General features: G+C 56.7%; 17 protein-coding genes, 1 tRNA gene, 2 rRNA genes and 1 riboswitch. Of the genes, 11 read left to right on the top strand and 9 right to left on the bottom strand.

Going from position 1 to position 19,889, the window contains the following annotated elements; translation table 11 throughout:
- Positions 1–59 precede the first annotated feature (59 nt).
- The 3 genes from G7090_RS01075 to G7090_RS01065 form a co-directional block, all read right to left on the bottom strand.
- Positions 60–2,966, bottom strand: a 23S ribosomal RNA gene (locus tag G7090_RS01075).
- A gap of 219 nt (positions 2,967–3,185) precedes the next feature.
- Positions 3,186–3,261: transfer RNA gene (locus G7090_RS01070), tRNA-Glu, on the bottom strand.
- Between the two features lie 86 nt (positions 3,262–3,347).
- Positions 3,348–4,887, bottom strand: a 16S ribosomal RNA gene (locus G7090_RS01065).
- The 16S and 23S rRNA genes sit together here with 1 tRNA gene alongside, the layout of an rRNA operon.
- Positions 4,888–5,447: 560 nt before the next feature.
- Here G7090_RS01065 and purH point away from each other — a divergent pair.
- On the top strand, positions 5,448–7,037 hold the full coding sequence (gene purH, locus G7090_RS01060) for a bifunctional phosphoribosylaminoimidazolecarboxamide formyltransferase/IMP cyclohydrolase (RefSeq protein ID WP_166181248.1): 1,590 nt from the start codon (positions 5,448–5,450) through the stop codon (positions 7,035–7,037).
- A gap of 15 nt (positions 7,038–7,052) precedes the next feature.
- Positions 7,053–8,345: a phosphoribosylamine--glycine ligase gene (gene purD, locus G7090_RS01055; RefSeq protein ID WP_166181246.1), complete on the top strand. Its 1,293-nt coding sequence runs from the start codon at positions 7,053–7,055 to the stop codon at positions 8,343–8,345.
- A 58-nt stretch (positions 8,346–8,403) separates the two neighbouring features.
- Here the strand turns inward: purD and G7090_RS01050 are convergent, their stop codons facing one another.
- The 6 genes from G7090_RS01050 to nudC form a co-directional block, all read right to left on the bottom strand.
- A complete protein-coding gene (locus G7090_RS01050; protein WP_106996059.1) occupies positions 8,404–9,096 on the bottom strand; it encodes a DUF1481 domain-containing protein in 693 nt (230 codons plus the stop codon).
- Between the two features lie 11 nt (positions 9,097–9,107).
- Positions 9,108–9,380 carry a nucleoid-associated protein HU-alpha gene (gene hupA, locus G7090_RS01045; protein WP_032615913.1) on the bottom strand — a complete coding sequence of 91 codons (273 nt, stop codon included), beginning with the start codon at positions 9,378–9,380 and terminating at the stop codon, positions 9,108–9,110.
- 186 nt (positions 9,381–9,566) lie between these two features.
- Positions 9,567–10,157, bottom strand: coding sequence for a YjaG family protein (locus G7090_RS01040; RefSeq protein WP_106996058.1), 591 nt, complete (start codon positions 10,155–10,157; stop codon positions 9,567–9,569).
- A gap of 41 nt (positions 10,158–10,198) precedes the next feature.
- Positions 10,199–10,870, bottom strand: a complete 672-nt coding sequence (gene nfi, locus G7090_RS01035) for a deoxyribonuclease V (RefSeq protein WP_106996057.1) — start codon at positions 10,868–10,870, stop codon at positions 10,199–10,201.
- A gap of 9 nt (positions 10,871–10,879) precedes the next feature.
- Complete coding sequence (hemE, locus tag G7090_RS01030) at positions 10,880–11,944, bottom strand: uroporphyrinogen decarboxylase (protein WP_166181244.1); 1,065 nt, start codon at positions 11,942–11,944, stop codon at positions 10,880–10,882.
- Positions 11,945–11,986: 42 nt separating this feature from the next.
- Complete coding sequence (gene nudC, locus G7090_RS01025) at positions 11,987–12,760, bottom strand: NAD(+) diphosphatase (RefSeq protein WP_166181242.1); 774 nt, start codon at positions 12,758–12,760, stop codon at positions 11,987–11,989.
- Positions 12,761–12,855: 95 nt separating this feature from the next.
- Between nudC and rsd the strand changes: the two genes are divergently transcribed.
- The 9 genes from rsd (at position 12,856) to G7090_RS00980 (ending at position 19,874) form a co-directional block, all read left to right on the top strand.
- Entirely contained in the window at positions 12,856–13,353 is a 498-nt protein-coding gene (rsd, locus tag G7090_RS01020; protein ID WP_166181240.1) for a sigma D regulator, read from the top strand.
- A 53-nt stretch (positions 13,354–13,406) separates the two neighbouring features.
- Positions 13,407–13,515: riboswitch (TPP riboswitch) on the top strand.
- 76 nt (positions 13,516–13,591) lie between these two features.
- A complete protein-coding gene (gene thiC, locus G7090_RS01015; protein ID WP_166181238.1) occupies positions 13,592–15,487 on the top strand; it encodes a phosphomethylpyrimidine synthase ThiC in 1,896 nt (631 codons plus the stop codon).
- The gene (gene thiE / locus G7090_RS01010) at positions 15,487–16,122 is read left to right on the top strand and encodes a thiamine phosphate synthase (protein ID WP_166181236.1); all 636 of its coding nucleotides are present in this window, start codon (positions 15,487–15,489) and stop codon (positions 16,120–16,122) included. The genes thiC and thiE overlap by 1 nt, the downstream gene beginning before the upstream one ends.
- On the top strand, positions 16,115–16,870 hold the full coding sequence (locus G7090_RS01005) for a HesA/MoeB/ThiF family protein (RefSeq protein WP_166181234.1): 756 nt from the start codon (positions 16,115–16,117) through the stop codon (positions 16,868–16,870). The genes thiE and G7090_RS01005 overlap by 8 nt, the downstream gene beginning before the upstream one ends.
- Complete coding sequence (thiS, locus tag G7090_RS01000) at positions 16,854–17,054, top strand: sulfur carrier protein ThiS (RefSeq protein ID WP_166181232.1); 201 nt, start codon at positions 16,854–16,856, stop codon at positions 17,052–17,054. The genes G7090_RS01005 and thiS overlap by 17 nt, the downstream gene beginning before the upstream one ends.
- A 1-nt stretch (position 17,055) precedes the next feature.
- Entirely contained in the window at positions 17,056–17,826 is a 771-nt protein-coding gene (thiG, locus tag G7090_RS00995; RefSeq protein ID WP_166181230.1) for a thiazole synthase, read from the top strand.
- Positions 17,823–18,956 (top strand): 2-iminoacetate synthase ThiH, encoded by a 1,134-nt coding sequence (gene thiH / locus G7090_RS00990; protein ID WP_166181227.1) that lies wholly within the window; start codon positions 17,823–17,825, stop codon positions 18,954–18,956. The genes thiG and thiH overlap by 4 nt, the downstream gene beginning before the upstream one ends.
- Positions 18,957–19,247: 291 nt before the next feature.
- Positions 19,248–19,553: a PTS sugar transporter subunit IIB gene (locus tag G7090_RS00985; protein ID WP_039028885.1), complete on the top strand. Its 306-nt coding sequence runs from the start codon at positions 19,248–19,250 to the stop codon at positions 19,551–19,553.
- A gap of 3 nt (positions 19,554–19,556) precedes the next feature.
- Positions 19,557–19,874 carry a PTS lactose/cellobiose transporter subunit IIA gene (locus G7090_RS00980; protein ID WP_032615888.1) on the top strand — a complete coding sequence of 106 codons (318 nt, stop codon included), beginning with the start codon at positions 19,557–19,559 and terminating at the stop codon, positions 19,872–19,874.
- Positions 19,875–19,889: the final 15 nt, after the last annotated feature.

The following is a 19,889-nucleotide window of genomic DNA, read 5'->3' as shown; positions in this document are numbered from 1 at the left end:
GTAATCTGTATCAGCTGAAAATCGCCTTCTCAAGTCCGCCGAAACAGCTTCGGCGTTGTAAGGTTAAGCCTCACGGTTCATTAGTATCGGTTAGCTCAACGCATCGCTGCGCTTACACACCCGACCTATCAACGTCGTCGTCTTCAACGTTCCTTCAGGACCCTTAAAGGGTCAGGGAGAACTCATCTCGGGGCAAGTTTCGTGCTTAGATGCTTTCAGCACTTATCTTTTCCGCATTTAGCTACCGGGCAGTGCCATTGGCATGACAACCCGAACACCAGTGATGCGTCCACTCCGGTCCTCTCGTACTAGGAGCAGCCCCCCTCAATTCTCCAGCGCCCACGGCAGATAGGGACCGAACTGTCTCACGACGTTCTAAACCCAGCTCGCGTACCACTTTAAACGGCGAACAGCCGTACCCTTGGGACCTACTTCAGCCCCAGGATGTGATGAGCCGACATCGAGGTGCCAAACACCGCCGTCGATATGAACTCTTGGGCGGTATCAGCCTGTTATCCCCGGAGTACCTTTTATCCGTTGAGCGATGGCCCTTCCATACAGAACCACCGGATCACTATGACCTGCTTTCGCACCTGCTCGAGCCGTCACTCTCGCAGTCAAGCTAGCTTATGCCATTGCACTAACCTCCTGATGTCCGACCAGGATTAGCTAACCTTCGTGCTCCTCCGTTACTCTTTAGGAGGAGACCGCCCCAGTCAAACTACCCACCAGACACTGTCCGCAACCCGGATCACGGGTCCACGTTAGAACACCAGCCATTAAAGGGTGGTATTTCAAGGTTGGCTCCACGCAGACTGGCGTCCACGCTTCAAAGCCTCCCACCTATCCTACACATCAAGGACCAGTGTTCAGTGTCAAGCTATAGTAAAGGTTCACGGGGTCTTTCCGTCTTGCCGCGGGTACACTGCATCTTCACAGCGATTTCAATTTCACTGAGTCTCGGGTGGAGACAGCCTGGCCATCATTACGCCATTCGTGCAGGTCGGAACTTACCCGACAAGGAATTTCGCTACCTTAGGACCGTTATAGTTACGGCCGCCGTTTACCGGGGCTTCGATCAAGAGCTTCGCGTTGCCGCTAACCCCATCAATTAACCTTCCGGCACCGGGCAGGCGTCACACCGTATACGTCCACTTTCGTGTTTGCACAGTGCTGTGTTTTTAATAAACAGTTGCAGCCAGCTGGTATCTTCGACTGATTTCAGCTCCACGAGCAAGTCGCTTCACCTACCATCAGCGTGCCTTCTCCCGAAGTTACGGCACCATTTTGCCTAGTTCCTTCACCCGAGTTCTCTCAAGCGCCTTGGTATTCTCTACCTGACCACCTGTGTCGGTTTGGGGTACGATTTGATGTTACCTGATGCTTAGAGGCTTTTCCTGGAAGCAGGGCATTTGTTGCTTCAGCACCGTAGTGCCTCGTCATCACACCTCAGCGTTAACAAGATTCCGGATTTACCTGGAACCTCCGCCTACATGCTTAAACCGGGACAACCGTCGCCCGGCCAACATAGCCTTCTCCGTCCCCCCTTCGCAGTAACACCGAGTACAGGAATATTAACCTGTTTCCCATCGACTACGCCTTTCGGCCTCGCCTTAGGGGTCGACTCACCCTGCCCCGATTAACGTTGGACAGGAACCCTTGGTCTTCCGGCGAGCGGGTTTTTCACCCGCTTTATCGTTACTTATGTCAGCATTCGCACTTCTGATACCTCCAGCAGACCTCACAGTCCACCTTCGACGGCTTACAGAACGCTCCCCTACCCAACAACGCATAAGCGTCGCTGCCGCAGCTTCGGTGCATGGTTTAGCCCCGTTACATCTTCCGCGCAGGCCGACTCGACCAGTGAGCTATTACGCTTTCTTTAAATGATGGCTGCTTCTAAGCCAACATCCTGGCTGTCTGTGCCTTCCCACATCGTTTCCCACTTAACCATGACTTTGGGACCTTAGCTGGCGGTCTGGGTTGTTTCCCTCTTCACGACGGACGTTAGCACCCGCCGTGTGTCTCCCGTGATAACATTCTCCGGTATTCGCAGTTTGCATCGGGTTGGTAAGCCGGGATGGCCCCCTAGCCGAAACAGTGCTCTACCCCCGGAGATGAGTTCACGAGGCGCTACCTAAATAGCTTTCGGGGAGAACCAGCTATCTCCCGGTTTGATTGGCCTTTCACCCCCAGCCACAAGTCATCCGCTAATTTTTCAACATTAGTCGGTTCGGTCCTCCAGTTAGTGTTACCCAACCTTCAACCTGCCCATGGCTAGATCACCGGGTTTCGGGTCTATACCCTGCAACTTAACGCCCAGTTAAGACTCGGTTTCCCTTCGGCTCCCCTATACGGTTAACCTTGCTACAGAATATAAGTCGCTGACCCATTATACAAAAGGTACGCAGTCACCTAACAAGTAGGCTCCCACTGCTTGTACGTACACGGTTTCAGGTTCTTTTTCACTCCCCTCGCCGGGGTTCTTTTCGCCTTTCCCTCACGGTACTGGTTCACTATCGGTCAGTCAGGAGTATTTAGCCTTGGAGGATGGTCCCCCCATATTCAGACAGGATACCACGTGTCCCGCCCTACTCTTCGAGTTCACAGCAGGTGTATCTTCGTGTACGGGAGTATCACCCTGTACCCTGCGACTTTCCAGACGCTTCCACTGACACACATGCTGATTCAGACTCTGGGCTGCTCCCCGTTCGCTCGCCGCTACTGGGGGAATCTCGGTTGATTTCTTTTCCTCAGGGTACTTAGATGTTTCAGTTCCCCTGGTTCGCTTCGTTAAGCTATGTATTCACTTAACGATAGTGCAACGGATTGCACTGGGTTTCCCCATTCGGAAATCGTCGGTTATAACGGTTCATATCACCTTACCGACGCTTATCGCAGATTAGCACGTCCTTCATCGCCTCTGACTGCCTAGGCATCCACCGTGTACGCTTAGTCGCTTAACCTCACAACCCGAAGATGTCTCTTTCGATTCATCATCGTTTTGCGAAAATTTGAGAGACTCGAACACACCTTCCTCTGCTCTTATTACGGAGAGCAGACACAGTGTGTCGTTTCAATTTTCAGCTTGATCCAGATTTTTAAAGAGCAAATATCTCAAACGTAACTCAGAGAGTTAGTTTTGAGATATAAAGGCAGGTGACTTTCACTCACAAACCAGCAAGTGGCGTCCCCTAGGGGATTCGAACCCCTGTTACCGCCGTGAAAGGGCGGTGTCCTGGGCCTCTAGACGAAGGGGACACTAAAGTCTGCTTCGGCAAGACGCCTTGCTTTTTACTTTTCATCAGACAATCTGTGTGAGCACTGCAAAGGCAGATTCTTTAAGGTAAGGAGGTGATCCAACCGCAGGTTCCCCTACGGTTACCTTGTTACGACTTCACCCCAGTCATGAATCACAAAGTGGTAAGCGCCCTCCCGAAGGTTAAGCTACCTACTTCTTTTGCAACCCACTCCCATGGTGTGACGGGCGGTGTGTACAAGGCCCGGGAACGTATTCACCGTAGCATTCTGATCTACGATTACTAGCGATTCCGACTTCATGGAGTCGAGTTGCAGACTCCAATCCGGACTACGACGCACTTTATGAGGTCCGCTTGCTCTCGCGAGGTCGCTTCTCTTTGTATGCGCCATTGTAGCACGTGTGTAGCCCTACTCGTAAGGGCCATGATGACTTGACGTCATCCCCACCTTCCTCCAGTTTATCACTGGCAGTCTCCTTTGAGTTCCCGGCCTAACCGCTGGCAACAAAGGATAAGGGTTGCGCTCGTTGCGGGACTTAACCCAACATTTCACAACACGAGCTGACGACAGCCATGCAGCACCTGTCTCAGAGTTCCCGAAGGCACCAAAGCATCTCTGCTAAGTTCTCTGGATGTCAAGAGTAGGTAAGGTTCTTCGCGTTGCATCGAATTAAACCACATGCTCCACCGCTTGTGCGGGCCCCCGTCAATTCATTTGAGTTTTAACCTTGCGGCCGTACTCCCCAGGCGGTCGACTTAACGCGTTAGCTCCGGAAGCCACTCCTCAAGGGAACAACCTCCAAGTCGACATCGTTTACGGCGTGGACTACCAGGGTATCTAATCCTGTTTGCTCCCCACGCTTTCGCACCTGAGCGTCAGTCTTTGTCCAGGGGGCCGCCTTCGCCACCGGTATTCCTCCAGATCTCTACGCATTTCACCGCTACACCTGGAATTCTACCCCCCTCTACAAGACTCTAGCCTGCCAGTTTCGAATGCAGTTCCCAGGTTGAGCCCGGGGATTTCACATCCGACTTGACAGACCGCCTGCGTGCGCTTTACGCCCAGTAATTCCGATTAACGCTTGCACCCTCCGTATTACCGCGGCTGCTGGCACGGAGTTAGCCGGTGCTTCTTCTGCGAGTAACGTCAATCGATGAGGTTATTAACCTCACCGCCTTCCTCCTCGCTGAAAGTACTTTACAACCCGAAGGCCTTCTTCATACACGCGGCATGGCTGCATCAGGCTTGCGCCCATTGTGCAATATTCCCCACTGCTGCCTCCCGTAGGAGTCTGGACCGTGTCTCAGTTCCAGTGTGGCTGGTCATCCTCTCAGACCAGCTAGGGATCGTCGCCTAGGTGAGCCATTACCCCACCTACTAGCTAATCCCATCTGGGCACATCTGATGGCAAGAGGCCCGAAGGTCCCCCTCTTTGGTCTTGCGACGTTATGCGGTATTAGCTACCGTTTCCAGTAGTTATCCCCCTCCATCAGGCAGTTTCCCAGACATTACTCACCCGTCCGCCACTCGTCACCCGAGAGCAAGCTCTCTGTGCTACCGTTCGACTTGCATGTGTTAGGCCTGCCGCCAGCGTTCAATCTGAGCCATGATCAAACTCTTCAATTTAAGTTTGATGCTCGTGAATTAAACTTCGTAATGAATTACGTATGTTCACTCAGAGACTTTGGTATTCATTTATCGTCTTGCGACGTTAAGAATCCATGTCACTTTGAGTGCCCACACAGATTGTCTGATAAATTGTTAAAGAGCAGTGCAACGCGGCTTTCGCTCACCGTTGCGAGGTGGCGTATATTACGCTTTCCTCTTTCAGAGTCAAGCGTTTATTTTCGCTTTTCTCTTCAACCGACCCGGCTGTTTATGTGAAGTGATTCACATCTGCCGTGTCGATGGAGGCGCATTATAGGGAGTTCTCCCGGAGCCGCAACCCTTAAATGACAGAAAAATGACTGACTGCTGCATTCCCCAGCAAAACCCCGCCTTATACCTGATTACTCACAGACTTATCCACAATGCGACGAAAAAGTGAAAATGTGCGAGCGTTGCGCAAACGTTTTCGTTAAAATGCTCGCGCTAAATAAAGTGGCCCCGCCAGGTGTGTTAGTTGAGTTTTTATGTAGAAAACTCACCTAACGCTCTCTGTAATCGTCAAATCCAGGGGATTTACCATGCAACAACGTCGTCCAGTCCGCCGCGCTCTGCTCAGTGTTTCTGATAAAGCCGGTATCGTCGAATTCGCTCAGGCACTTTCTGCACGTGGTGTGGAGCTGCTGTCCACTGGCGGTACTGCCCGCCTGTTAGCAGAGAAAGGCCTGCCGGTAACCGAAGTGTCCGATTACACCGGTTTCCCGGAAATGATGGATGGACGTGTCAAAACCCTGCACCCGAAAGTTCACGGTGGCATCCTGGGTCGTCGCGGACAGGATGACGGCATTATGGATCAGCACGGGATCGCGCCAATCGATATGGTTGTCGTTAACCTCTATCCATTCGCCCAGACCGTTGCCCGTGAAGGCTGCTCGCTGGAAGACGCCGTAGAGAATATCGATATCGGCGGCCCAACCATGGTGCGCTCCGCCGCCAAGAACCATAAAGATGTCGCCATCGTCGTGAAGAGCAGCGACTACGACGCCATCATTAACGAGATGGATGCCAACGAAGGCTCCCTGAATCTCGAAACCCGTTTTGACCTCGCGATTAAAGCCTTCGAACATACCGCCGCCTACGACAGCATGATTGCCAACTACTTCGGTAGCCTGGTACCTGCCTATCACGGCGAAAGCAGCGAACCATCCGGTCGCTTCTCTCGTACCTTAAACCTGAACTTCATTAAGAAGCAGGATATGCGTTACGGTGAGAACAGCCACCAGCAAGCAGCCTTCTATATAGAAGAAGAGGTAAAAGAAGCCTCCGTTGCAACAGCGCAGCAGGTTCAGGGCAAAGCGCTCTCCTATAACAATATCGCGGACACCGACGCGGCGCTGGAGTGCGTGAAAGAGTTCAGCGAGCCAGCCTGCGTGATCGTCAAGCACGCTAACCCATGCGGCGTGGCGGTCAGCACCTCGATTCTGGATGCTTACGATCGCGCATACAAAACCGACCCGACCTCTGCGTTCGGCGGCATTATCGCCTTCAACCGCGAGCTGGATGCTGAAACCGCTCAGGCAATCATCTCCCGTCAGTTCGTTGAAGTGATTATCGCCCCTTCTGCTACTGAAGAAGCCCTGAAAATCACCGCCGCGAAACAGAACGTGCGCGTGCTGACCTGTGGCCAGTGGGCGGAGCGCGTTCCGGGCCTGGACTTCAAACGTGTGAACGGCGGTCTGCTGGTTCAGGATCGTGACCTGGGTATGGTGACAGAAGCCGACCTGCGCGTGGTCAGCAAGCGTCAGCCGACCGAACAGGAACTGCGTGATGCCCTGTTCTGCTGGAAAGTGGCGAAGTTCGTGAAATCCAACGCCATCGTCTATGCGAAAGAGAACATGACCATCGGGATAGGCGCAGGCCAGATGAGCCGCGTCTACTCCGCGAAAATTGCCGGTATCAAGGCAGGTGATGAAGGGCTGGAAGTGAAAGGTTCTGCCATGGCCTCTGACGCCTTCTTCCCGTTCCGTGACGGTATCGATGCGGCGGCAGCGGTAGGCATCACCTGCGTGATCCAGCCTGGCGGTTCTATCCGCGATGACGAAGTCATTGCCGCGGCTGACGAACACGGCATCGCGATGATCTTCACCGACATGCGTCATTTCCGCCATTAATTCCCGGAGCAGAGAATGAAAGTATTAGTGATTGGTAACGGCGGGCGCGAGCACGCCCTGGCGTGGAAAGCGGCGCAGTCTCCGCAGGTGAAAACCGTCTTCGTGGCCCCGGGTAACGCCGGTACCGCGCTGGAGCCCGCCCTGCAGAACGTCGCCATCGGCGTGACCGATATCCCGGCGCTGCTGAGCTTTGCCCAGAACGAGAAGATCGATCTGACCATCGTCGGCCCGGAAGCGCCGCTGGTGATTGGCGTGGTGGATGCCTTCCGCGCTGCGGGCATGACCATCTTCGGTCCGACCGAAGGTGCCGCCCAGCTGGAAGGCTCTAAAGCCTTCACCAAAGATTTCCTCGCGCGTCACAACATCCCGACCGCGGAATACCAGAACTTCACTGAAGTCGAGCCAGCCCTGGCTTACTTACGTGAAAAAGGTGCCCCGATTGTGATTAAAGCCGACGGTCTGGCTGCCGGTAAAGGGGTGATCGTGGCGATGACCCTCGAAGAAGCCGAAGCCGCGGTTCAGGATATGCTGGCGGGTAACGCTTTTGGCGATGCTGGCCACCGTATCGTGATCGAAGAGTTCCTCGATGGGGAAGAGGCGAGCTTTATCGTGATGGTCGACGGCGAGCACGTGCTGCCGATGGCCACCAGCCAGGACCATAAGCGCGTTGGCGATGCGGATACCGGTCCGAATACCGGTGGGATGGGGGCTTACTCCCCTGCGCCGGTGGTGACCGATGAAGTTCACCAGCGCACCATGGACCGCATCATCTGGCCAACCGTGAAAGGCATGGCAGCGGAAGGCAATACCTACACCGGCTTCCTCTATGCGGGCCTGATGATCGACAAACAGGGCAACCCGAAGGTGATCGAGTTCAACTGCCGCTTTGGCGATCCGGAAACTCAGCCGATCATGCTGCGCATGAAATCCGATCTGGTGGATCTGTGCCTGGCGGCCTGCGAAGGCAAGCTGGACAAGAAAACCTCCGAGTGGGACGAGCGCGCATCGCTGGGCGTGGTAATTGCAGCGGGCGGTTATCCGGGCAACTACAGCACCGGGGATGAAATCCACGGCCTGCCGCTGGAACAGGTAGAAGGCGCGAAGGTGTTCCATGCCGGCACGACGCTGTCTGATGACGATCGCGTGCTGACCAACGGGGGCCGCGTCCTGTGCGCCACCGCGCTGGGTCATACCGTCGCAGAAGCACAGCAGCGTGCCTATGCCCTGATGGCGGACATTCGCTGGAACGGCAGCTTCAGCCGTAGCGATATTGGTTATCGTGCGATTGCGCGGGAGCAAGGGGAGTAGGTTTTCCCCTCACCCTGGCCCTCTCCCCACAGGGGAGAGGGAACCGATCGCGGCCCCATCAAAAGCTTTTCTCTGTCGGCTGCCAGGTACAGAAATCTTCGTTCGCCACCAGCAGCAGTTGTGATCCTTCCGGCGCTTCCAGCCACGCGACGCTCACTTCCATGGAGGAGTGGCTCTGACGGCGTCCGATATGTTCCGTCGCCCAGCTATCAAGATCCGGTTTCAGGGTCTGGCCTTCGCAGGTGGTCACTGTGCCATCGGCATGCCAGCGCCCCTGATGCAGCACTACCCGCCCCTGTCGCAGCGCGTCACTGGTCTGACGAACCTGGTCGGCACGGTAGCGGTAGAGGTCAATTTGGTCGGTTGAGAGTTGCTGCTTATGACCGCCGATTTCGCGCTGCATAAAGCTCAGCTCACCGTGGTCGTCAAAACGCACCCGCACATGCTCGGGCACCTTACTGTAGATATTCACGTCGATAAGGGTAAGCGTATCACCCTGCCAGCTGTACTCGCTGGTCGTGGTACTGCCGCTGTGCCAGGGACTAAAGGCGGAGAGCAGATGGACTTCATCGTCGGTGTCTTTACGCCAGATACGTACCGCACCCTGATTGTCAGCGTAACCGCTGGCAGTAAAAGGCGGCAGAGAGGCGTCATGGCTGCAGGCCGACAGCAAAAGTATGCCTGCCAGCGCCATTGCCTGGCGCCAGACAGACAAAAGGGGCGAAACCGCCCCCTCGATAAAACTGTTCACTGCTACGCGGCTTACTTAACTGCGTCTTTCAGTGCTTTGCCAGATACAAATGCTGGCACGTTAGCTGCAGCGATTTTGATCTCGTTACCGGTCTGCGGGTTGCGGCCAGTACGCTCAGCGCGGTGGTTCACTTTGAAGGTACCGAAACCTACCAGTTGTACAGCATCGCCTTCTTTCAGAGACTCAGTAATAGCAGCCAGGGTGGATTCCAGAGCAGCTTTAGCCTGCACTTTAGACAGATCAGCCTTGTCCGCAATTACATCAATCAGTTGAGTCTTGTTCATAAGTTATCCTTTCAATGTGTTTATCGCTTGCTAAGCATCGAGTGCGACGAAAATGCCAAAAAAGCACTCTCCTGCATACACGCACCGATAGCCACTTTTTTTCGCCCCCCAAATGTAGACCAGACGGGGGGCAGAAGGGAAGAGTACAGGTATGACAAAACAGGCGTAAAATCACGTTTTATTGTTTCACTGGTGAAGATTTATACCAATGTTACTCTCGCCAGCCTCACGCAAGTCTGCACGCAGACCTTTGATCAGCTCGATATCGCGTTCTTCGCACTCTGCCAGCAAACGGAATATTTCCCACTGAATGTCCCATTCCTGCTCAACAGCCGGGTTTAAACGGAGCTCTTCATCGGTCATTTCCCGACCTTCCTGGGTCATCTCCAGCATCGCCACTGACGTAATTGAAGCCTTACTGACTTCGATGGCATGTTCGAGCGTTTCGCCACTCAGGCGCGAGTGAATCAGTTCACTTAATGCCACGCAGGCATCAATCGCCGGATAGACGCCATAGACATCATAGTCATCAGCCGCCGGGATCGCCTCTTCCAGCTTATCGAGCTGAGAATCGAAGTTCACCTTCGCATCTTTGACCGTCAGCGTCTCCCACACCAGATCGAGAATACGGCGATACAGCTGGCCGTCACCAAATTCGGTCTGCTTGCAGAACATGGCGTAGTTCGGGTACATGCGTTCGCACAGACAGGCCATAAAGGTGACATGCTGCCAGCTTTCCAGCTTCTCGAGGCGCAGGTGAATCGGGTTTTGTAACATGATGAAGTCTCGAATCGAAAATTAGCCGCAGTTTACCTGAATCAGCGCTGAATTTCCTGCCATCGAACAAAAGCCGGACGCCCGGAAGCCACCGCATCGGCCCAGCGGGTCGGCTCCGGTAATCGATAGCCTTTCATGCAGCGTTGCACCCACGCCAGGGCGGTGTCGGTACTGACGCGATGGCCGGTGGCGATGAACAGCGGATTACAGCGCGCCTTGCTGCGCCAGACCCAGGCCAGCTGCTCGCCTTTATCCATCAAGGGTGCCAGCGCGCCGGGTTCGGCCGACAGGGGTTCAAACTTACCGCAGAGGCGCTTTTTCGCCACCCCGATGGTCGGGACATCTACCAGCATGCCAAAATGGCTGGCGACGCCGAGACGGCGCGGATGGGAGATCCCGTGGCCATCTACGAACAGCAGATCGGGTCTTCGGGAAAGCTGATCCCACGCCGCCAGCAGCGCGGGATATTCACGAAAAGAGAGGAAGCCGGGGATATAGGGCATGGTGGTGGCAATGCGCGCCACCTGGTACTCCACCAGCTCCAGCCCGGGCCAGGTCAGGAGCACTATCGCCGCCCGCGTCACCTCTCCACCCTGCTCAAACCCGACATCCGCCCCGGCAATCAGCGCGGGTGGGTCTTTATCCAGCCGGTCTTCACGAGAGACCGACGCAGCCAGTTTAAGTTGTTGAGCGCGAAGTGATGCAAGATCCATAACGACTCCTTAGAGGTGATACTGGGCAGAAAGTCGGTGCACCGCCTCCACAAACACGCCTGCATGTTCTGGCGGTACATCCTGATGAATACCGTGCCCCAGGTTAAACACATGGCCCTCGCCCTGACCGAAGCCCGCCAGAATGGTCGCGACTTCTTCTTCAATACGGGCGGCCGGAGCATACAGCATAGACGGATCCATGTTGCCCTGCAGGGCGACTTTGTCTCCTACGCGGCGGCGAGCATCGGCAATATCGGTGGTCCAGTCGAGGCCCAGCGCATCACAACCGGTTGCTGCCAGGGCTTCCAGCCACTGACCACCGCCTTTGGTGAACAGGGTTACCGGCACGCGACGGCCTTCGTTTTCACGCAGCAGGCCATCGACGATTTTATGCATGTAGTAGAGCGAGAATTGCTGATAGTCGCGACCCGTCAGCACGCCACCCCAGGTATCGAAGATCATCACCGACTGGGCGCCCGCTTTGATCTGCGCGTTCAGGTACAGGGTGACGCTTTTCGCCAGCTTATCCAGCAGGGCATGCAGCGCCAGCGGATCGGCATACATCATCTTCTTGATGACGGTAAAGGCTTTGCTGCTGCCGCCTTCGATCATGTAGGTCGCCAGCGTCCACGGGCTGCCGGAGAAGCCGATCAGCGGCACCTCGCCTTTCAGCTCGCGACGAATGGTGCGCACCGCATTCATCACATAACCAAGCTCCTGCTCCGGATCCGGGATCGGCAAGTTGTCGATATCCGCTTTGCTCTTAATCGGCGAGCTAAAGCGCGGGCCTTCGCCGGTCTCAAAGTACAGGCCCAGCCCCATGGCGTCCGGGATGGTCAGGATGTCAGAGAAGAGGATCGCCGCGTCCAGCGGATAGCGGCGCAGCGGCTGAAGGGTCACTTCACAAGCCAGCTCCGCGTTTTTGCACAGCGACATAAAATCGCCCGCCTGCGCGCGCGTGGCTTTGTACTCCGGCAAATAGCGGCCCGCCTGGCGCATCATCCATACCGGGGTGACATCAACGGGTTGGCGCAGCAGCGCACGCAGATAACGATCGTTCTTCAGTTCGGTCATTTTTGCAGTTCCTTAAGCGACTTATCTCCAGTGTAACATGTCTCACACATCGTCAGCCCGACACATTGCCACCGTATCTTCTATCAGCCGGCGCGCCACGGTACCGGGCGGTGGCAGCAGCGGCAAATCGTCGTAGCGATACCAGTCGGCGGACAGCAACTCTTTCGGGTCGATGACGATCTCGCCGCTGTCGTACTCGGCCATAAAGGCGGTCATCAGCGATTGCGGGAACGGCCACGGCTGGGAGGTGACATAGCGCAGGTTCTTCACCTTGATGCCGCTCTCCTCCATCACTTCCCGCGCCACGGCCTGCTCGAGGGTTTCGCCCACTTCGACAAACCCGGCCAGTACGGTATGTACCCCGTTGCGATGACGAGTGTGTTGCGCCAGCAAAATGGAATCATCCCGGCGGATGGCGACGATGATGCACGGGGCGATTTGTGGGTAATAACGTTCGCGGCAATGGCTGCAGAGCATCGCCCACTCGGTTTTGCTCGGGTGCATGGTGTGGCCGCAGTAGCCGCAGAATTTATGCGAGCGATAAAACTCGGCCAACTGCACTGCACGCCCCGCCAGCTGGAACAGGCCAACCTCGAGATCGAGCACCTGGCGCACCGATCCCATATCGTGACGGCGATTTTGTTGGATCAACCACACAGAATCGCCTTTCCACTCACCAATATTTAGTGCGTGTTGCCCCGCAAGATCGAAATTTCCGGCCTCGCCATATGGTAATTCACCACCGGGCAACCATAATTTTTGTTCATGGCTGACTAACCACCAGCCGCGATCCGATTTTTCAATTATACGATCCATATCTATTGCACTACCTTTGCTTCACAGGCATGTTGGTAACATTACTATTACATTTTGGGTGGGCAGCTTTTAATCTTAACCTTGCGGAGTCAAACATGCTAAACCAGCTAGAAAACCTGACAGAGCGCGTTGGCGGAAGTAACAAACTGGTCGATCGCTGGCTGCACGTGCGTAAACATCTGCTTGTTGCCTATTACAATCTCGTTGGCATTAAGCCTGGCAAAGAATCTTATATGCGCCTGAACGAAAAAGCGCTGGATGATTTTTGTCAGAGTCTGGTCGATTACCTTTCTAACGGGCATTTCAATATTTATGAGCGCATTATCCGTGACCTGGAAGGTGATAGCCCGCAGTTAGCCACCACCAGACTCTATCCCCTGCTGGAAGCCAATACTCAGCAAATCATGGATTACTACGACTCCACGCTCGAAAACGCCATCGATCAGGATAACTATCTGGAATTCCAGCAGGCGCTTTCCGATATCGGCGAGGCGCTGGAGCAACGCTTCACCCTGGAAGACAGCCTGATCGCCCTTGCGCTGGATCACAATCTCAAAGCGAGCAACGAAGATAACGTCGCCCGACTGGCTTGAGTTATTTCTCGTTAACGCGTAGTTTACCTTCACTGCTCCCGCTGTAGGGGAGCATATTCTTGTCGGAGTGCCCAGTGCGAAAGCCGGGCTGAGACCGTTAATTCGGGATCCGCGGAACCTGATCAGGTTAAGACCTGCGAAGGGAACAAGAGTCAATTTATTGTATCGCCCAAGGGCGATCCTCTCTTGCTTCATCCGTCGTCTGACAAGCCACTTCCTGAACTTACTGGAACGAGCTATGTCTGCCACAAAAATGACCCGCCGCGAACAGCGCGCACACGCCCAACACTTTATCGACACTCTGGAAGGCACCGCTTTCCCTAACTCGAAACGCATCTATCTGACGGGTTCGCAGGATGATATCCGCGTGCCAATGCGCGAGATCCAGCTCAGCCCGACGCTGATCGGCGGCAGCAAAGAGAACCCGCAGTTTGAAGAGAACGAAGCGGTACCGGTCTACGACACCTCCGGGCCTTATGGCGATCCGGCGATTGCCATTAACGTCCAGCAGGGGCTGGCCAGGGTGCGCCAGCCGTGGATCGACGCCCGTAACGACTGCGAAGCCCTGAACGAGCAAAGCTCGGCCTATACCCGGGAGCGGCTGGCCGACGACGGTCTGGACGAACTGCGCTTCACCGGCCTGCTGACGCCGAAGCGTGCCAGAGCGGGCAAGTGCGTGACCCAGTTGCACTACGCCCGCCAGGGGATCGTGACGCCGGAGATGGAGTTTATCGCCATCCGCGAAAACATGGGCCGCGAGCGCATTCGTGGTGAAGTGCTGCGCCATCAGCATCCGGGCGAAGGCTTTGGTGCCCGCCTGCCGGAGAACATCACCCCGGAATTTGTCCGTGACGAAGTGGCCGCGGGTCGCGCCATTATCCCGGCCAACATCAACCACCCGGAATCAGAGCCGATGATCATCGGGCGTAACTTCCTGGTGAAGGTGAACGCCAACATCGGTAATTCGGCAGTCACCTCCTCCATCGAAGAAGAGGTAGAGAAACTGGTCTGGTCCACCCGCTGGGGTGCGGACACGGTGATGGACCTCTCTACCGGGCGCTATATTCACGAAACCCGCGAGTGGATCCTGCGTAACAGCCCGGTGCCGATCGGGACGGTACCTATCTACCAGGCGCTGGAGAAGGTAAACGGCATTGCGGAAGATCTCACCTGGGAAGCGTTCCGCGATACCCTGCTGGAGCAGGCCGAGCAGGGCGTGGACTACTTCACCATTCATGCAGGCGTGCTGCTGCGCTACGTGCCGATGACCGCTAAACGCCTGACCGGCATCGTCTCCCGCGGCGGGTCGATCATGGCGAAATGGTGCCTCTCCCATCATCAGGAGAACTTCCTGTATAAGCACTTCCGCGAGATCTGCGAAATCTGCGCCGCGTACGACGTCTCCCTGTCGCTGGGCGACGGCTTGCGTCCGGGCTCCATTCGCGACGCCAACGACGAAGCGCAGTTTGCCGAACTCCATACCCTGGGCGAGCTGACCAAAATCGCCTGGGAGTATGACGTCCAGGTGATGATTGAAGGTCCGGGCCACGTACCAATGCAGATGATCCGCCGCAACATGACCGAGGAGCTGGAGCACTGCCACGAAGCGCCGTTCTACACCCTCGGACCGTTGACCACCGATATCGCACCGGGCTATGACCACTTCACCTCCGGGATTGGCGCGGCGATGATCGGCTGGTTTGGCTGCGCCATGCTTTGCTACGTCACGCCGAAAGAGCATCTTGGCCTGCCGAACAAAGAGGATGTCAAACAGGGGCTGATCACCTACAAGATTGCTGCCCATGCCGCCGACCTGGCGAAGGGCCATCCGGGTGCGCAAATCCGCGATAACGCCATGTCGAAAGCGCGCTTCGAATTCCGCTGGGAAGATCAGTTCAACCTCGCCCTCGACCCGTTCACTGCCCGCGCCTATCACGATGAAACCCTGCCCCAGGAGTCGGGCAAAGTGGCGCACTTCTGCTCCATGTGTGGACCGAAATTCTGCTCGATGAAAATCAGCCAGGAGGTGCGCGATTACGCTGCGGCGCAGACCATCGAAGTGGGGATGGCTGACATGTCGGAAACCTTCCGCGCCCGGGGCGGCGAGATCTATCTCAAGAAAGAGGAGGCGTAATGTATCAGCCCAACTTTCCTTCGGTGCCCTTTCGTCTCGGGCTTTATCCGGTGGTCGACAGCGTGGCCTGGATCGAACGTCTGCTTGCTGCGGGCGTAAAAACTATCCAGTTGCGTATCAAGGATAAGCAGGATGATGAGGTGGAGGCCGATATCGTGGCGGCCATTGCCCTGGGGCGTCGCTACGACGCCCGCCTGTTTATCAACGACTACTGGCGGCTGGCGATCAAGCACCAGGCTTACGGTGTGCATCTGGGTCAGGAGGATCTGGAAACCACCGATCTTGCGGCCATTCGCGCCGCCGGATTACGCCTCGGCGTCTCGACCCATGACGACATGGAGATCGACGTGGCGCTGGCGGCGCGTCCCTCCTACATCGCCCTGGGGCACGTTTTCCCCACCCAGACCAAGCAGATGCCTTCCGCCCCTCAGGGGCTGGAGCAGCTGGCCCGGCATATCGAACGCCTGGCGGATTACCCTACCGTCGCCATCGGCGGTATCAGCCTTGAACGCGCCCCGGCGGTGCTGGCGACCGGGGTGGGCAGCATTGCGGTGGTCAGCGCCATCACTCAGGCCGAGGAGTGGCAGGCGGCAACGGCACAGCTACTGCAACTGGCGGGGGTGGGCGATGAATGACCGTGACTTTATGCGCTACAGCCGTCAGATCCTGCTGGAGGATATCGCCATTGACGGGCAGCAGAAGCTGCTCGCCAGCCGGGTGTTACTGATCGGCCTTGGCGGGTTAGGTGCCCCGGCGGCGCTTTACCTGGCCGGGGCCGGGATCGGCACGCTGGTGCTGGCCGACGATGACGAGGTGCATCTGAGTAATTTGCAGCGCCAGATTATGTTTACCACCGACGATATCGCCCTGCCGAAAGCGCAGGTGACGCAGCGCCGCCTGCAGCAACTCAATCCGGATATCCGGCTGATTGCCCTGCAGACTCGCCTGGAAGGCCAAGCCCTGCAGGAGGAGATCGCCCGCGCCGACGTGGTGCTGGATTGCACCGATAACATGGCCACCCGCCAGGCGATCAACGCCGCCTGCGTAATGCTCAACACTCCGCTCATCACCGCCAGCGCCGTCGGCTTTGGCGGGCAGATGATGGTGCTGACGCCGCCCTGGACGCAGGGCTGCTACCGCTGCCTGTGGCCGGAAGACGACGAGCCGCAACGCAACTGCCGCACCGCGGGTATCGTCGGGCCGGTGGTGGGCGTGATGGGAACCTTGCAGGCGCTGGAGGCGATCAAGCTGCTCAGCGGCATCGAGTCCCCGCGCAATGCGCTGCGCCTGTTTGATGCCCGGGCAGGAAGCTGGCGGCAGCTGGCCCTGCAGCGTGCCAGTGGCTGCCAGGTGTGTGGAGGCCAGCATGCGGATCCTGTTTAACGATGAACCGATGCAGTGTGTGGACGACTTAACCGTCGCCACCCTGCTCCACCAGCTGCGCCAGTTAAAACCCGGGGTCGCACTGGCCCTGAATCAACAGATCCTGCCGCGCGAGCAGTGGGATGAACAGCAGGTTCGAGAAGGCGATCAGATCCTGCTCTTTCAGGTGATTGCCGGAGGCTGAAATGTTACGTATTGCGGATAAAAGCTTTGATTCTCATTTATTTACCGGCACCGGCAAGTTCGCCTCGCCGCAGCTGATGGTGGACGCCATTCGTGAGAGCGGCAGCCAGCTGGTGACCCTGGCGATGAAGCGCGTCGACCTGCGCAATCACAATGACGCCATTCTGGCCCCGCTGCTGGCGGCAGGCGTCACTCTGCTACCCAATACTTCCGGGGCCAAAACCGCGGAGGAAGCCGTGTTCGCCGCCCGGCTGGCGCGCGAGGCGCTGGGGACGCACTGGCTCAAGCTGGAGATCCACCCCGATGCCCGCTGGTTGCTGCCCGATCCCATCGAGACGCTGAAAGCGGCGGAGATGCTGGTCAAAGAGGGGTTCACGGTGCTGCCCTACTGCGGGGCCGATCCGGTGCTGTGCAAACGGCTCGAAGAGGCGGGCTGCGCGGCGGTGATGCCACTCGGGGCGCCGATTGGTTCCAACCAGGGGCTGGAGACCCGTGCGATGCTGGAGATCATCATTCAACAGGCGACCGTGCCGGTAGTGGTGGATGCCGGGATCGGCGTGCCCAGCCATGCCGCGCAGGCGCTTGAGATGGGGGCCGATGCGGTGCTGGTTAACACCGCCATTGCGGTTGCGGACGATCCGGTGATGATGGCCCGGGCGTTTCGTCTGGCGGTGGAGGCCGGCGTATTGGCCCGCCAGTCAGGCCCCGGCTCCCGCAGCCTTGAAGCTCAGGCCACCAGCCCGTTAACCGGGTTTCTGGAGGCCTTCTCATGAATACCTTTACCGATCGCTGGCGCCAGCTCAACTGGGACGATATTCGCCTGCGCATCAACAGCAAAACCCCGGCGGACGTTGAGCGCGCCCTGAGTGCCCGGCAGCCGACGCGCGAGGACATGATGGCCCTGCTCTCCCCCGCCGCCAGCGCGTATCTGGAGCCGATGGCCCAGCGTGCCCAGCGCCTGACCCGCCAGCGTTTTGGCAATACGGTGAGCTTTTATGTCCCGCTCTATCTCTCCAACCTGTGCGCCAACGACTGCACCTACTGCGGCTTCTCAATGAGTAATCACATCAAGCGCAAAACGCTGGATGAAAATGAGATTGCCCGGGAGTGTGCCGCGATCCGCGAGATGGGCTTTGAGCATCTGCTGCTGGTTACCGGCGAACACCAGACTAAGGTCGGAATGGACTATTTTCGTCGCCATCTCCCGACCATTCGCCGCCAGTTCGCCTCGTTGCAGATGGAGGTTCAACCCCTGTCAGAGGCCGAGTATGGCGAACTGAAAACGCTGGGACTGGATGGCGTGCTGGTCTATCAGGAGACCTACCACGAGGCGGTGTATGCTCAGCACCACCTGAAAGGAAAAAAGCAGGACTTCTTCTGGCGGCTGGAGACCCCGGATCGGCTGGGTCGCGCCGGGATCGACAAGATCGGCCTCGGGGCATTAACCGGGCTCTCTGACAGCTGGCGGGTCGACAACTTTATGGTGGCGGAACATCTCCTGTGGTTGCAGCAACACTACTGGCAGAGCCGGTATTCCATCTCCTTCCCCCGACTGCGCCCATGTGCTGGTGGGATCCAGCCAGCGTCGATCATGGATGAACGTCAGCTGGTGCAGACCATCTGCGCGTTTCGTCTGCTGGCGCCGGATGTGGAGCTCTCCCTGTCTACCCGGGAGTCGCCAGCGTTTCGCGATCGCGTCATTCCCCTGGCGATCAACAACGTCAGCGCCTTTTCCAAAACTCAGCCCGGCGGTTATGCCGACGACCATCCCGAGCTGGAGCAGTTTGCGCCGCACGATAACCGTCGCCCGGAAGAGGTGGCCGGGGCGCTCAGCCAGCAGGGATTGCAGCCGGTATGGAAAGACTGGGATAGCTGGCTGGGACGCGCCTCGCAGTCAGGCTGAAAGAGAGTGTAAGCCGAAGAAGTTATTACGAGGCTTCACGTAACTTCATCAACGGGCCATTGCCAGCCTGGGTATCTATTTTTTACGCTTATTACGTCAGCAGGGGATGCTGACCAGGGCGGAAAGCTTCTTCCTCGTTTCGCCCTGCCTTCCCTGCTCTGTAACAGTTGTAACCGGTTTCAGAAAATGCGGGTTTCTTTGTGATGACTCACACACAATCGCGGTAACGCGGTTGTCGAAGCGAGCTGCGCGGGATAATTATCAATAAACACATGTACATTGAGGCTGACTATGAAGAACATCGTTTTATGCTGTGCAGCGGGAATGTCCACCAGCATGCTGGTCCAACGCATGAAAGACGCCGCGCAGAAAAAAGGGGTCGAAGTAACCATCAAAGCTGTACCGGTTGCTGAGTTTAAAGATGAAATCGCCGCAGCCGACATTGTGTTGCTTGGCCCGCAGGTCAAATACGAACTCAATAATCTCCAGGCACAGGCAGAACCGCTGGGTAAAAAAGTCGCCGTTATCGACATGATGGATTACGGCATGATGAAAGGCGATGCCGTTCTCGAAAAAGCCCTCAAACTGCTGGAGTGACCCATGGAAGATTTAGAAACCATCATTATGGAGCTGCTGGTGAATGCCGGTGCAGCCCGTAGCTCAGCACTAACCGCATTGCAGATGGCGCGCAAAGGCGATTTTGCCGATGCGGAAAAGGCGATGGAAGAGTCGCGCGAATTTGTTAAGCATGCGCACACCATCCAGACGAAGCTGATTGGTATGGATGAAGGAACCGGCAAGCTGCCGGTTAACCTGATTACCGTTCACTCTCAGGACCACCTGATGAACGCGATGGTGATTCAGGATCTGGCGGGCGACATGATCGAGCTGTATCGCCGGTTGCCGCTGGTGAACTAACACGCCCGGTGGCGC

The sequence above is a fragment of the Leclercia sp. 29361 genome (genome assembly GCF_011290365.1).
GTDB lineage: Bacteria > Pseudomonadota > Gammaproteobacteria > Enterobacterales > Enterobacteriaceae > Enterobacter > Enterobacter tamurae.
The sequence above is the reverse complement of the archived record's forward strand: the minus strand, read 5'-3'. Positions and strand labels throughout refer to the sequence as shown.

Excerpts from the sequence above, each read along its gene's own strand:
- thiH (WP_166181227.1), top strand. The coding sequence starts at position 17,823 with ATGAATACCTTTACCGATCGCTGGCGCCAGCTCAACTGGGACGATATT.
- G7090_RS00980 (WP_032615888.1), top strand. The coding sequence starts at position 19,557 with ATGGAAGATTTAGAAACCATCATTATGGAGCTGCTGGTGAATGCCGGT.
- G7090_RS01040 (WP_106996058.1), bottom strand. The coding sequence starts at position 10,157 with ATGTTACAAAACCCGATTCACCTGCGCCTCGAGAAGCTGGAAAGCTGG.
- thiE (WP_166181236.1), top strand. The coding sequence starts at position 15,487 with ATGTATCAGCCCAACTTTCCTTCGGTGCCCTTTCGTCTCGGGCTTTAT.
- thiG (WP_166181230.1), top strand. The coding sequence starts at position 17,056 with ATGTTACGTATTGCGGATAAAAGCTTTGATTCTCATTTATTTACCGGC.
- hupA (WP_032615913.1), bottom strand. The coding sequence starts at position 9,380 with ATGAACAAGACTCAACTGATTGATGTAATTGCGGACAAGGCTGATCTG.
- G7090_RS00985 (WP_039028885.1), top strand. The coding sequence starts at position 19,248 with ATGAAGAACATCGTTTTATGCTGTGCAGCGGGAATGTCCACCAGCATG.
- nudC (WP_166181242.1), bottom strand. The coding sequence starts at position 12,760 with ATGGATCGTATAATTGAAAAATCGGATCGCGGCTGGTGGTTAGTCAGC.
- purD (WP_166181246.1), top strand. The coding sequence starts at position 7,053 with ATGAAAGTATTAGTGATTGGTAACGGCGGGCGCGAGCACGCCCTGGCG.
- thiS (WP_166181232.1), top strand. The coding sequence starts at position 16,854 with ATGCGGATCCTGTTTAACGATGAACCGATGCAGTGTGTGGACGACTTA.
- nfi (WP_106996057.1), bottom strand. The coding sequence starts at position 10,870 with ATGGATCTTGCATCACTTCGCGCTCAACAACTTAAACTGGCTGCGTCG.
- rsd (WP_166181240.1), top strand. The coding sequence starts at position 12,856 with ATGCTAAACCAGCTAGAAAACCTGACAGAGCGCGTTGGCGGAAGTAAC.
- hemE (WP_166181244.1), bottom strand. The coding sequence starts at position 11,944 with ATGACCGAACTGAAGAACGATCGTTATCTGCGTGCGCTGCTGCGCCAA.
- G7090_RS01005 (WP_166181234.1), top strand. The coding sequence starts at position 16,115 with ATGAATGACCGTGACTTTATGCGCTACAGCCGTCAGATCCTGCTGGAG.
- thiC (WP_166181238.1), top strand. The coding sequence starts at position 13,592 with ATGTCTGCCACAAAAATGACCCGCCGCGAACAGCGCGCACACGCCCAA.
- purH (WP_166181248.1), top strand. The coding sequence starts at position 5,448 with ATGCAACAACGTCGTCCAGTCCGCCGCGCTCTGCTCAGTGTTTCTGAT.